The following is a 9,804-nucleotide window of genomic DNA, read 5'->3' as shown; positions in this document are numbered from 1 at the left end:
GGAGTAGCGGAACTTGATGGTGAGGGTGCTGCCGTTGTCGAGGCGCTGGCGCTGCTCGTAGCCGGCGTCGACGGTGTGGTAGCAGCCGGCGATGGCGGGGACGGCCTTCCAGGTGCCGTTCTCCTGGACCTGGATGCGGACGTCCTGGGTGCGCAGCGAGGCGCCGTCGCCGGCGGTGTGGATGCCGAAGGAGGGGAGCATGCCGTGGGCGTCGGTGCCGGTCTTGTTGGTGACCTTGATCGCGACCTCGTTCCAGTTGCCGTCCGCGACGACGGTGGACTTGCCGGAGACGAAGGCGGCGTCGGGCGCGATCTCGGTGACGCCGGGGCCGCTCATGGCGGCCTGCGGGCCGCCGAGACGCATGTCCCCGCAGGCCCAGGAGCTTTCGGCGGTCATGAGCTGGACGGAGCCGGCGAGGACGACGGTGGCGGCGACGGTGGCGAGGCGGCGGCGGCCGGAGAGCGAGCGGACGTTCTTCGCGAACGAGGGCATAACGGACTTGCGCATGATGTGACTCCCCAGGGTCATGACCGAACGGTGTGGTGAAGACGGCCGGCTGCCCGCTGTTGTCGAGCGGTAGCGCCCCCCGGCCTTGCCGGTCTCGCTCTCCGTGCCTTCATCCGTATAGACGTGCATCCCCGCCGGGGGTTGCAGGTGGTTTCAAAAGTTTTTTCGGAATCTTTCGACCGGCCCGGTGAGGCGTGCGGGACGCCGGTCACCACCGGGGTCGGAGACCGGCGAGGCCCCCGCCCGGGTGGGCGAGGGCCTCCGCGTGCCGGGCTCAGGTGGGTATGCGGTGGCGGCCGGGTTTGGTGGGCGGCCGGTGGATCCCGGGGCCGAAGTGGCCGGCCTGGCGGGCGATCCAGGCGTATTCGTGGCTGCCGTCGGGGAGTTGGCGCAGTTCCCAGCGGCCGTGGCGGGTGATGGGAGTTGGGGGTCGCTGGTTGTCGTTGACCTTGAGGGCGGTGATGACGCCGAGGACGACGGTGGCGAGGGCGAGTGCGAGGAGCGCGGTGAAGGCGGCGCCGATGAGGAAGTTGGCGGTGCCGGGTCTCATCGGTGGACTCGCAGGACGCGGTGGCCGAGGTGGGCGGCGAGGCCGTGGAGGAGTTCGTGGGCCTGGTCGCGGGTGAGGGGGAGTGCGAGGTGCTCGCCGGGGGCGGCGTGGATGTCGAGGTCGACGGCGGCGCGGAGCTGGAGGGCGGCGTCGGGGACGGCTTCCAGCGTGAGGTAGGCGACGGTGGTGCGCTCGGTGTGGATCGCCTCGGTGAGGAGGGGGATCAGGACTCCCACGGCGCGTTCCTCTCGGTGTCGCGGAGGAGGTGGAGGAGGTTGAGGAGGGTGGCGACCGGGGCGTGCCCGAAGTTGACGAGGATGCGGCCGTCGACGGCGCTGTGGTGGGTGGTGGCGGAGCCCCACTGGATGCCGAACCAGGCTCCGCGTTTGTGGAGTTCGCGCAGGAGGGCGGTGACGTGGGCGTCGGTGTAGTCGTGCGTGCGGGGGTCGTCGGGGGAGATCGGGATGCGGGGGCCGGTCACGCGGCGGCGTCCAGCTCGAACCAGACGCACTTGCCGCCGCACTTGCGGGGGTTGGTGCCGAAGCGGTGGGTGAGGGAGCGGACGAGGTGCAGGCCGCGGCCGGACAGCTCGTAGGGGTCGGCGGACTGGACCGGTTCGGGGAGGGTGGGGCTGTCGTCGGCGACGGAGACCCGCAGGGTGCGGTCGGCGAGGAGGACGACGACCACGGTGGGGGCGGGGCTGCCGCCGTGACGCCACGCGTTGACGTACAGCTCATGGAGGGCGAGTTCGGCGTCGTGGATGAGGTCGTCCGGCCAGGAGGCGGTGGCGAGGGCGTCGCGCAGCTCCTCGCGGGCGGCGGATCAGTCGGGCGGGTTGAAGGCACGCATGAGGAACCTCCGGATGAGGTCGTGTGGAGTGGGGTGTCGGCGAACCGGCGGAAACGTCGCCGTGAGCCAGGCCAGGGCGGAGCTGGCTGATGCCACGCGTGGCTGCTCTGCGGTGCGAGGGCAGCAGGCGCCTACTGCCCTGGAAACAGGCATTACTGACGATCCATCGGATCGATCTGAGGAGACCATAGCGCAGATTGGTTTTAAAATTTACACAGTCTCGGGAAATTCCCCCTACGGTGTCACCAGAAGCCAGGTTGGACCGCCTCGCGACCGGCGCGGCAGACTTGGCCCCACTCCAGGCCCGGAAGGGAAACCATGCCGCCACGCCCCAACCCGACACTTCGCCAGCGCAGGCTTGGTACCGAGCTGCGGCGGATGAGAGAGCAGGCCGGCTTCGGCGGCACGCAGCTCGCCCGTGCCCTAGGTATGAACCCCGCGCAGGTGACGCAGATGGAGGCAGGGAAGATCGGCATCAGCGCCGAGCGCCTATGGACTGTCGCCGCAGCCTGCAAGTGCGCCAATCAGCCCCTCGTCGACGCACTCGCCGACATCATCGCGACACGGGGAAAGGGCTGGTGGGAGGAGTACCGAGGGGTCCTGCCGACCGACTTTCTTGAGGTGGCAGAGATGGAGGCTCACGCTCACGAGCTCTACACCTGGGCCACCACCTACATTCCCGGACTCCAGCAGACCAGCGCCTACGCCTCTGCGGTGTTCGCGCGAATCACACCACCGCTGCCCCGTCACGACATCGCCGTCAGGACCGCCTTCCGCGTGCAGCGCCAGCACGTCGTCCGCTCCGGCGAAGCGCCGTACATCTCCTTCATCCACGAGGCGGCTCTGCGGATGCAGTTCGGCGGCCCAAGGGTGCTTGCCGACCAGCTCGACAGCTTGATCGAAGACTCAGAGGAGCAGGCGATCTCAGTCCGGGTGGTCCCGTTCGACATGGACACCTTTCCCGGCGCGGGCGAGAACATCATGTTCGCCGAGGGGCTGGTACCAGAACTCGCAACCCTTCAGATGGACACCGCGCAAGGTGTCCTGTTCTTCGATTCCCCAGCGGACCTGGCCAGTCACCGGGCGACCTTCGCGCGCCTGGGCTCCCTTGCCCTGTCGGATGATGAGTCACGAAAGTTCATTCGATCCCTCAGGGATGAAATGAAGGGCAAGTATGAGTAGGTCCGAGTGGCAGAAGTCGAGCTACAGCGGCGCATCCAACGAGTGCGTCGAGGTGCGTACCGTCGACGGGCTGGTCGAGCTCCGCGAGTCCGACGAGGGTGACGTCATAGTCCGCACCACCCGCGCCAAGTTCGCCAAGCTTCTTCAGGGCGTCAAGGCGGGCGACTTCGACCACCAGGCGAACCCTGTTGTATGACCTCGCAAAGCGGAGGAATGGGATGACCAAGGCTCGCTGGCAGAAATCCAGCTTCAGCGCCTCCAACAACGAATGCGTCGAGGTGCGTACTCTCCACGGACTGGTCGAGCTGCGCGAGTCCGACTCCGCCGACATCATCGTCCGCACCACCCCCACCAAGTTCGCCAGGTTCCTCCAGGGCATCAAGGCGGGCGACTTCGACCACCACGGCGGCGACACACGGTGAGTCGTTCCGGTGGCCCCTTGCTCCCCGCAAGGGGCCACCGGCAGACAGGTCCACGCTCCCTTACTTCTCTCCAACAGCTCTGCAGGCCTTTCCCGTTGAGGAAAGGCCTTGTCCTTGACCTGATGTCGGTCGAGTCAGGAGCATTGAACCCGACAAGCTGGTAGAACCGTCGAAGGGGAACGTCCGTGGCCCTTGTGAAACTGGTGAGCGACTGTCGAGAGGGCCCCTGTCCGACGCTCTGGCGCACCGAGGACGGCCGGTACATCGTTCAGGGCTACAAGGTCCTCGATCCCGAGCAACTGGCACAGCTCGACCTGCCGGAGAAACGAGACCGCCGTCGAGGTCACGGCCGAGCTCCTGGAGAGGTACTTCGGTGCTGCTCAGCGGTGACGCCTTCAACCAGCTGTTCCAGAGCTTCGAGTCGTCGGCCTTCAAGATGGAGACCAAGGACCGTTACAACGTCGACGGCGAGCGTGACGAGTTCGAGGCTTTTCTCTCCGGTGCGGAGATGCCCGCCTCGTGGCTGGACAGTCCGTGGGTCCGTTCGATGACCGAGGCGGGCAAGACTCTGCAGCGAGTCCACATCCTCCGCTCCCCGCTGACCGACTACCTTCGGTTCGAACTCGGCTGGGGCTACGTCGGAAATGTCCGGGCCGGCGAGGACATCCGGATTCTCGATCTCGCGAGCAAGGGGGTCGGCGGTCTCCCCGACCACGACTTCTGGTTGTTCGACGACTGCCGGGTCTACCGCATGCACTACGGCCCCGATGACGAGTTCCTGGGTGCCGAACCGGTCGACCAGCAGTTGCTTCCGACGTATCTCGCCTACCGGGATGTCTCCTGGCAGCACGCCACCCCCTACGCCGAGTACTGGGGGCAGCTCAACCCTTGAGTGAAACCGCCGGAGACATTGGCAAGGCCCTACGGGCTCTGCGTGACGCCTCGGGACTCACCGGGGAGACCGTGGCCCGTAGGGCTTCCATGTCTCCGGCCAAGCTCAGCAAGATCGAACACGGCAAGGTGCTGCCCAGCGTGGTGGACACCGACCTGATCCTCACGGCGCTCGGAGTCTCGGAGGCCGCCAAGACCCAGTTCCTTGAACAGGCCCGGGTCGCGGCGACCGAGGCAACCGCCTGGAGACTCATCCATCGCACCGGCTTCTGGAAGCACCAACAGGCGATCCAGGCCACCGAGGAGCGCACCACGCAGCTCAAGCTGTTCCAGGGACAGCTTGTCCCTGGCCTGCTGCAGACCCCGGAATATGTCGCAGCCGTCTTCGACCTCCTCTCCTCCCCGCTCTCCGAGGAGAGCCGCGCCAAGAGCATCTCTGCCCGACTGGCGCGCCAACAGGCACTCCATGACCACAGCCGGTCGTTTCACTTCCTGATCTGCGAACACGTCCTCAGATGGCGGGTCTGCGAGTCCACCGTCATGGCGATGCAGCTGGACCGTCTCGCCTCGGTGTCGCGGCTCCCCAATGTTCTGATCGGTGTTCTTCCTCAGCATGCCCGAATGCCCGACTTTCCGATGACCTGCTTCAGTCTTCATGATGACCGCCTGGTGATCGTGGAGACATTCCATTCGGAAATCACCACCCGTGATCCGAGGGACATCCAGACGTACGTGAAAACCTTCGACCGCTTCGCCTCGGCGGCAGTTTACGGTCCCGACATGCGGACGGTCGTCGCCGGCATCCGCGACGAATACCTGCGGGAACAGGAAAGCTGCTAGCGGCTCGGGAAACGCTGACCCTAATTTGAGACTCGCCCGACGGAGGAGGCCGTACAAGCCGACCGCACAGAGTGGTGGCCGGTCCGACCCCGATCAAGGAGAGCCACTGTGACCACTGCGAACGCAGAACGGATCAGCGGATCGTCGTTGCTCGAAAGCGACACCTTCGAGTGCATTGCCGCCCGCCTCGTGAAGGACGGTGAAACCCCGGACATGGCCCGGCGGATCCTGGACCAGACCCTGGCGTTCCTCGCCACCGCCGCCCGCCACCGCGACGTCAGGCTGTCGCCCTCGAAGCGGGTGGACAAGGGCTGGCACAAGCTGATCGAGGACACCGTCCTCTACTTCGGCCTGTGCGAAACCCTGGGCGTCGAGTACATCCACCACGTCCCCACCGACGGCGAGGACGACAAGGTCGCCAGGCCGGACACCATCAGCTACATCGAGGCGGCCCACTTCGCCGTCGATCGCGAGCTGTGGCCGAACCTGGCCGACTGCACCCAGTGCTATGCCGGATGCTCGGACAGCCCCAACTCCGGTGGCAAGAAGTAGAACCAGCGCCCCCAGGAGGCTGATGTGAAGCGGCGGCTGAAGTGGCAGGAGCTACCCGAGGCGGTACGACGTGCAGTGGCGGGCCAGGCAGGCCCACCCCAGGCCGTGGACGACATGCCGTTCGGGCTCTCCAGCCACTTCGCCGCCGTCCTGCACTACGCGGACGGCCAAAGGGTGTTCTGCAAGGGCATGGAGGACAGTCGTGACTCCCGTCTCCAGTGCCGAGTCGAGGCGGCCGCCAACCGGCATGTGACGTTCACTTCTCCCGCGTTGGTGTGGGACGTGAACGAGTCGGGGTGGCGGCTGCTCGGCTTCGAGTACGTGCGAGGCCGCATCGCCGACCTGTCCCCGGGATCACCGGACCTGCTGGCGGTGGCCCGGACGCTGGCCGACGCCGCCGACCGGCTCACCCCCGGGCCCGAGGTTGGCACCCTGCCTCTGTCGAAGCGGTGGGAGCGGTTCACGGCATGGGACCGGGCAGCGGCCCAAGGTGCCCTCGATCCGTGGGCGGCCGATCGGCTGGACGACCTGGTCCTTTGGGAGAAGCGCGGCCCCGGGGCGGTGGCGGGTGACACCCTCGCTCACTGCGACCTGTCGAAGTACAACCTGCTGGTGGACGGAGAGCACCGATTGCACGTCGTCGACTGGGCGCGCGCCGGTCGCGCGGCGTGCTGGGTCGATACCGCGTTCATGGTCCTGCGGCTGATCGGGGAGGGACACACCGCCGCCTCGGCCGGGCGGTGGGCGTGCACGGTGCGGTCATGGGAGGACGCCGGCGAGGAGGATGTCATCGCGTTCGCTGTGACCACTGCCGGGATCCGAGCCGTGAGGGCGTCACGTTCCGATGCAGCCCCGCACCTGGCCGGGCTCGCGACCGACGCCCTCGCCTGGTGCCGCCACCTGCTGGACTAGGGAAGCCTGTCGAAGAACTCGCGAGCACCTGCCGCTTTCCCGCCGAGCGGGGTCGGCCATGCGCCCAGCCGGGCGCGGTTACGCGCCGGTCGGCACGCCGGCGTTGACGAGGATCTCGCGCGCCGACAGGGCGACGCTCTGGGCAGCGGTCAGACCGGAGGCCGCCAGGTGAGCGTCCACGATCCGCAGTCCAGCCGAGTACCCGGCGAAGTCCGGCAGCCCCACGGGCTGGTGCCCCATGAGCTGTGCGGTGGCGTCACCGAAGACGTACGCGGGCAGGTTCTGCATCCCGGCCACGTCGATCCCGGCAGTGACCTTTTCGTAGGCGCTGTCCAGCTCGGTGCCGGTCAACCCCTTCGTCCAGGGGCCCATGGCCTCCTCACCGGCCAGCTCCCGCACGAAAGCCTCGGCCAGCCCCTCGGCGACGACCTGCTCGCCAACCGTGACGGTCGCCGGGTTCCAGACCACGTTCGCGTAGCGCACGTTGTGATGGAGCTCGTGTGCGGCGGTGGGGCCGATCTTCTTCAGGCTGGTGTCGGTGGGCCAGATCGTCAGCTGGATCGCGCCCGGGAACCCGCCCGAGCCGAAGAAGCCGGCATTGCGGACCGTCAGGTGGTGATCGTCGGGGTTGCCGAGCACCACCACGACGTGCACGGTCTCGGCGTGTTTCACACCGGGCGCCTCGCGGCTGATTCGCTCCCACGCGGCGGCGAGGGAGTCCTCGATCCGGTTCCACACTCCGGCGTCCTGCATCTGACGCACGGCCGGCAGATACCGTGGATCCTCACGGTCGATCCGGAAACCACTGCCCAGCTGCTGGTGCATCTGAACAAGATCCACATCGCCCATCACCTTGGACATCACGCTACGGAGCGGGCCGTAGATCTCCCGTAGGGCGTCGGGCCGTTCCTCCACCGGGCGTTGCAGGAGGTCGGTCATGGCGGACGCCGTGTCGTGAACAACGATCTTCATGACTCGGGACCGTAAGGTCTCCCGTTGCGTGAGGGTCAAGAGCCGGGTTGACCGGGCCGGCGATGGCGGAGCGTGGCGAGAGCACCGGCCGTTGGCAGATCCCTGCGGCCACCTGTGCCGGGTTTGGTGATGCCCGTCGCCGCGCTGGGGGGCGACCTGAGCACCGGCAAGGACGGCGCCTCCGCGGCTCAGGCGACCTGGTGGACCCGGGTGGCGGCGAGCTCCCGAACCGCGTCGGCGACGGCTCGGAAGTCGTTGCGCAGGATCTTGGAGTGGTTGCTCGCGACCTTCGCGCTGACCCGGATGTTCGGGTGGCGGGCGACCACCGGGTCGAGGTTGGCGCGGATCTGTTCCATCAGCTTCGCGTCGCCGCCCAGGTTGCCGCCGGTGGCGAGCACGTACCGGGTGGGTACGGTCAGACGGTCGAAGACCGGGTCGAGGGCGGCGGGCGCGCAGAGCTCGTTGGCCTCGATGTTGATCTCGGCGTGTTGCGCGGCGCTCATCCGCGCGGCCAGCCCGAGCGGGCGGGCGATCGGGAACAGCGGGCTCATCCGGCGGAACAGCTTGCGGATCTGCTCCCGGGCGGCGTCGTCGAGCCACTCGTGCGGCAGGGCGCCGTCCACGGACACCGCCCCCAGGGCGCGGTCCGGGTTCCGGGCGGCCCAGTGCATGGCGAGCATGGCGCCGTACGACCAGCCCACCAGGATCGGCCGGTCCACACCCCTGGCGCCGAGGACGGCGTCGAGGTCGCGCAGGCATGCCTCGAACGAGTAGTCCGTGGCGCGCTTCGACTTGCCGCGGGCGCGCTCGTCGTAGGTGATGTGCCGGTAGTCGCCGCCGAGGTCGGTGATGACGCGCCGCCAGTGCGACTGGTCGGCGTAGGAGCCGTTGAGGTAGACCACGGGACGGCCGGGCCCGCCGGTGTCGGTGACGGCCAGTGCGGTGTCATCGATCGCCACCATGCCGGTCCAGGCGGACTGCTCGCTGGTCATGGTTTGCCTTCTTCCAGGGTCGGAGGTGGATCGGGAGTGGTGAGCGGTGATGTCGCCGTAGGGAGTGCGGCCGTGTAACTCGACCGTCTCGGCGGCCTCTTCGGGCCGGGCGGGCGGTCAGATGCTGCGGGCGGTGATGTCGCCGTAGGAGGTGGTCGCGTGGATGGTGAGGCCGGGGGTGCCGTCGGTGTTCTTGAGTGCGTTGTGGATGCGGCCGTGGGCGGTGCCGGCGTCCAGGGAGGCGGAGACGCCGCGGGCGGCGCCGACGGTGATGTCGCCGGCCTGGGTGCCCAGTTCGACGGTGCCGTGGATGGCTTCGGTGATGTCGATGTCGCCTCGCTGGGTGGTGATGCGGGCGGGGCCGGCGAGGCGGCCGACCGTGATGTCGCCGTCCTGGAGGGTGAGGGTGGCGTTGGCGGTCTCGTCGAGCTTGACGGTGCCCTGGGCGCTGTCGTAGGTGACGTCGCCGAGGCGGCCGACGCCGCGGAGTTCGGCGGTGGCGGTCTTCGCCTCGACGTGGGAGCCGGCGGGCAGCTGGATGGTGACCTCGACGGCTCCGGAGTTGCCGAGGATCCGGTTCTTGGCCGCGGGGGCCTCGATCCGCAGGACGCCGTCGCGGTAGTCGACGGTCATCTGCTCGGCCGCCTTCACGTCGCGGCTCTTGGCGGGGTTGGCGGGGAGGATCTCGACGTTGGTGTCGGCCCGGTCGGCGGCGATGAGGCGGATGCGTCCGGCGGGGATGTCCAGGACGGCGGCGATCGGGGCGGCGGTGGCGAACTTCTGCATGGTGTCTCTCCTGCACTCGTTGTTTCTGACTTCGCAAAAGCTACGTTGCGTTCGAGTATCAGGCAACAAGCTTGTTGCGCACAATCAGCATCAATGCAGGTCAGAGTACGAATATCGTTGCATCGGCAGTGGATCTAACGCAACGACAGCCATCCGTTCGTTGCAATGAATTGAGGGTGAACGCTACGCTGGAGCTCCTCATGGGGCACTGCCACGCCGCCTCCGGCTCGTGGAGCGCGGCCGGGCCCAGAGGGGGGAGGGGGGGGGGGGGAGGTTTCCCCCCCGGGTAGGGGGGATGGGGGGGGTGTTCGGAATGGGGGGGGGGCAAGGGGGACAGGGGGGAGAGCGG

14 protein-coding genes and 1 pseudogene are annotated in these 9,804 nt (G+C 67.9%); 7 read left to right on the top strand and 8 right to left on the bottom strand.

Annotation, left to right across the window (positions count from 1 at the left end; genetic code table 11):
* From ACZ6NC_RS22130 to ACZ6NC_RS22110, 5 genes and pseudogenes are all read right to left on the bottom strand, one after another.
* Positions 1 to 507 (bottom strand): hypothetical protein (locus ACZ6NC_RS22130; protein ID WP_465735279.1); only part of this gene is annotated, 507 nt, incomplete at its 3' end.
* A gap of 274 nt (positions 508 to 781) precedes the next feature.
* A complete protein-coding gene (locus ACZ6NC_RS22125) occupies positions 782 to 1,057 on the bottom strand; it encodes a hypothetical protein (protein ID WP_465735277.1) in 276 nt (91 codons plus the stop codon).
* The gene (locus ACZ6NC_RS22120) at positions 1,054 to 1,293 is read right to left on the bottom strand and encodes a hypothetical protein (RefSeq protein WP_465735275.1); all 240 of its coding nucleotides are present in this window, start codon (positions 1,291 to 1,293) and stop codon (positions 1,054 to 1,056) included. The genes ACZ6NC_RS22125 and ACZ6NC_RS22120 overlap by 4 nt, the downstream gene beginning before the upstream one ends.
* A complete protein-coding gene (locus ACZ6NC_RS22115) occupies positions 1,281 to 1,538 on the bottom strand; it encodes a hypothetical protein (RefSeq protein WP_465735273.1) in 258 nt (85 codons plus the stop codon). Before ACZ6NC_RS22115 ends, ACZ6NC_RS22120 begins: the two co-directional genes overlap by 13 nt.
* Positions 1,535 to 1,864 (bottom strand): annotated as a pseudogene (locus ACZ6NC_RS22110) (ATP-binding protein); the annotation flags it as partial. The pseudogene ACZ6NC_RS22110 and the gene ACZ6NC_RS22115, both read right to left, overlap by 4 nt.
* A 360-nt stretch (positions 1,865 to 2,224) precedes the next feature.
* Here ACZ6NC_RS22110 and ACZ6NC_RS22105 point away from each other — a divergent pair.
* From ACZ6NC_RS22105 to ACZ6NC_RS22075, 7 genes are all read left to right on the top strand, one after another.
* Complete coding sequence (locus ACZ6NC_RS22105; protein ID WP_465735271.1) at positions 2,225 to 3,088, top strand: helix-turn-helix domain-containing protein; 864 nt, start codon at positions 2,225 to 2,227, stop codon at positions 3,086 to 3,088.
* Entirely contained in the window at positions 3,081 to 3,284 is a 204-nt protein-coding gene (locus tag ACZ6NC_RS22100; protein ID WP_465735269.1) for a DUF397 domain-containing protein, read from the top strand. Before ACZ6NC_RS22105 ends, ACZ6NC_RS22100 begins: the two co-directional genes overlap by 8 nt.
* 22 nt (positions 3,285 to 3,306) lie before the next feature.
* Positions 3,307 to 3,510, top strand: a complete 204-nt coding sequence (locus tag ACZ6NC_RS22095; RefSeq protein ID WP_465735267.1) for a DUF397 domain-containing protein — start codon at positions 3,307 to 3,309, stop codon at positions 3,508 to 3,510.
* A 373-nt stretch (positions 3,511 to 3,883) separates the two neighbouring features.
* Positions 3,884 to 4,402, top strand: a complete 519-nt coding sequence (locus tag ACZ6NC_RS22090; RefSeq protein WP_465735265.1) for a DUF6879 family protein — start codon at positions 3,884 to 3,886, stop codon at positions 4,400 to 4,402.
* Complete coding sequence (locus tag ACZ6NC_RS22085) at positions 4,399 to 5,241, top strand: helix-turn-helix domain-containing protein (RefSeq protein WP_465735263.1); 843 nt, start codon at positions 4,399 to 4,401, stop codon at positions 5,239 to 5,241. Before ACZ6NC_RS22090 ends, ACZ6NC_RS22085 begins: the two co-directional genes overlap by 4 nt.
* Positions 5,242 to 5,349: 108 nt before the next feature.
* The gene (locus tag ACZ6NC_RS22080) at positions 5,350 to 5,793 is read left to right on the top strand and encodes a glycine-rich domain-containing protein (RefSeq protein ID WP_465735261.1); all 444 of its coding nucleotides are present in this window, start codon (positions 5,350 to 5,352) and stop codon (positions 5,791 to 5,793) included.
* A 24-nt stretch (positions 5,794 to 5,817) separates the two neighbouring features.
* The gene (locus tag ACZ6NC_RS22075; RefSeq protein WP_465735259.1) at positions 5,818 to 6,705 is read left to right on the top strand and encodes a phosphotransferase; all 888 of its coding nucleotides are present in this window, start codon (positions 5,818 to 5,820) and stop codon (positions 6,703 to 6,705) included.
* 78 nt (positions 6,706 to 6,783) lie between these two features.
* Here the strand turns inward: ACZ6NC_RS22075 and ACZ6NC_RS22070 are convergent, their stop codons facing one another.
* The 3 genes from ACZ6NC_RS22070 to ACZ6NC_RS22060 all read right to left on the bottom strand — a co-directional run bounded on the left by ACZ6NC_RS22070 (position 6,784) and on the right by ACZ6NC_RS22060 (position 9,455).
* Positions 6,784 to 7,677 carry a DUF2268 domain-containing putative Zn-dependent protease gene (locus tag ACZ6NC_RS22070; protein WP_465735257.1) on the bottom strand — a complete coding sequence of 298 codons (894 nt, stop codon included), beginning with the start codon at positions 7,675 to 7,677 and terminating at the stop codon, positions 6,784 to 6,786.
* Positions 7,678 to 7,865: 188 nt separating this feature from the next.
* Positions 7,866 to 8,669 carry an alpha/beta fold hydrolase gene (locus ACZ6NC_RS22065; protein WP_465735255.1) on the bottom strand — a complete coding sequence of 268 codons (804 nt, stop codon included), beginning with the start codon at positions 8,667 to 8,669 and terminating at the stop codon, positions 7,866 to 7,868.
* Between the two features lie 117 nt (positions 8,670 to 8,786).
* Positions 8,787 to 9,455, bottom strand: coding sequence for a DUF4097 family beta strand repeat-containing protein (locus tag ACZ6NC_RS22060; protein WP_465735253.1), 669 nt, complete (start codon positions 9,453 to 9,455; stop codon positions 8,787 to 8,789).
* Positions 9,456 to 9,804 lie beyond the last annotated feature (349 nt).

The sequence above is a fragment of the Kitasatospora sp. NPDC041988 genome (assembly GCF_055588525.1).
The sequence above is the reverse complement of the archived record's forward strand: the minus strand, read 5'-3'. Positions and strand labels throughout refer to the sequence as shown.

Coding starts and splice junctions, on each gene's coding strand:
- ACZ6NC_RS22125 (WP_465735277.1), bottom strand. CDS start 1,057: ATGAGACCCGGCACCGCCAACTTCCTCATCGGCGCCGCCTTCACCGCG.
- ACZ6NC_RS22105 (WP_465735271.1), top strand. CDS start 2,225: ATGCCGCCACGCCCCAACCCGACACTTCGCCAGCGCAGGCTTGGTACC.
- ACZ6NC_RS22100 (WP_465735269.1), top strand. CDS start 3,081: ATGAGTAGGTCCGAGTGGCAGAAGTCGAGCTACAGCGGCGCATCCAAC.
- ACZ6NC_RS22095 (WP_465735267.1), top strand. CDS start 3,307: ATGACCAAGGCTCGCTGGCAGAAATCCAGCTTCAGCGCCTCCAACAAC.
- ACZ6NC_RS22070 (WP_465735257.1), bottom strand. CDS start 7,677: ATGAAGATCGTTGTTCACGACACGGCGTCCGCCATGACCGACCTCCTG.
- ACZ6NC_RS22065 (WP_465735255.1), bottom strand. CDS start 8,669: ATGACCAGCGAGCAGTCCGCCTGGACCGGCATGGTGGCGATCGATGAC.
- ACZ6NC_RS22060 (WP_465735253.1), bottom strand. CDS start 9,455: ATGCAGAAGTTCGCCACCGCCGCCCCGATCGCCGCCGTCCTGGACATC.